The 1060-nt window shown below is 58.3% G+C and carries 1 protein-coding gene and 1 pseudogene; both read left to right on the top strand.

Annotated features, from left to right (window positions below; translation table 11 throughout):
* Positions 1–353, top strand: a 353-nt coding sequence (locus tag ABG80_RS23625; RefSeq protein ID WP_235513937.1) for a hypothetical protein, incomplete at its 5' end; no start/stop codon positions are given.
* Positions 354–410: 57 nt separating this feature from the next.
* Positions 411–1060 (top strand): annotated as a pseudogene (locus ABG80_RS21660) (transposase); the annotation flags it as partial.

Genomic DNA, 1060 nt, shown 5'->3' with positions numbered 1-1060 from the left:
ACTGCGACGGATGTCCTGCCCGGTGCTCCAGCACCATGCGCACTGCGCGCTCACGGACCTCAGGCGAAAACTTCGGGGACTTCTTCATGGCTCCATTCTCCAGTGTTGGAGCCTCCGCGAAACCCGGGGCGCTTCAGACGCTTACCTACGACCCCACTTACAGCGGCAAGCGAATCATCAAACAGTTGGTTTACACCAGCGAATGGCTGCAGCGCTCTGGATCGCTCGCGATCAGTCGGCGCTGGAGTCTCGAGGCACACATCAATCCATCCGACCTCTCGCGAATCTGGGTCAACCTTGGAGGACTCAAGTGCTTGCACCTGAAGACGCCTGATTCCGACTTGCTAGGGTAATCCCCCCGCAAAACCAGCGCAGTGAGAAGTAGAAGTTTTCGAAGGAAAATTTCTACCATGAAGAAGTCCCGATTCACCGACAGCCAGATCATTGATGCGCTCAAGCGCGTGGAGGCTGGCTTGGCCGTGCCGGAGCTGTGTCGCGAGATGGGCATCAGTACGGCCACGTTCTACAAGTGGCGCTCGAAGTTCGGCGGCATGGATGCCTCGCTGATGGCGCGCATGAAGGAGCTGGAAGAGGAGAACCGCCGACTCCGCAAGATGTACGTCGAAGAAAAGCTCAAGGCCGAGATCGTGTCGGAGGCACTCGCAAAAAAGTGGTGAAGCCATCTCGCCGCCGCGAGATGGCTCAACGATCGGTTCAAGAGTTTGGCGCTTCGATCAAGCTGGCCTGTCAGGCCTTCCAGATCAGCCAAGCTTGTTATCGGTACGAGGCCAAGCACCAGGCCGAGAACGATGAGATCGCCGACTGGCTGCTGCGCTTGACGGACAACAACCGCAACTGGGGCTTTGGGCTGTGCTTCATGTACCTGCGCAACGTCAGAGGCTTTGCCTGGAACCACAAGCGCGTGTACCGCATCTACAGGGAGCTGGAGCTGAACCTGCGCATCAAGCCACGCAAGCGCCTGGTGCGCGACAAGCCACAGCCGCTATCGGTACCAGAGGCCATCAATCAGGTGTGGTCAATGGACTTCATGCACGACCAG

The sequence above is a fragment of the Aquabacterium parvum genome (genome assembly GCF_001447195.1).
In the GTDB taxonomy this organism is placed as follows: domain Bacteria; phylum Pseudomonadota; class Gammaproteobacteria; order Burkholderiales; family Burkholderiaceae_C; genus Aquabacterium; species Aquabacterium parvum.
The sequence above is the reverse complement of the archived record's forward strand: the minus strand, read 5'-3'. Positions and strand labels throughout refer to the sequence as shown.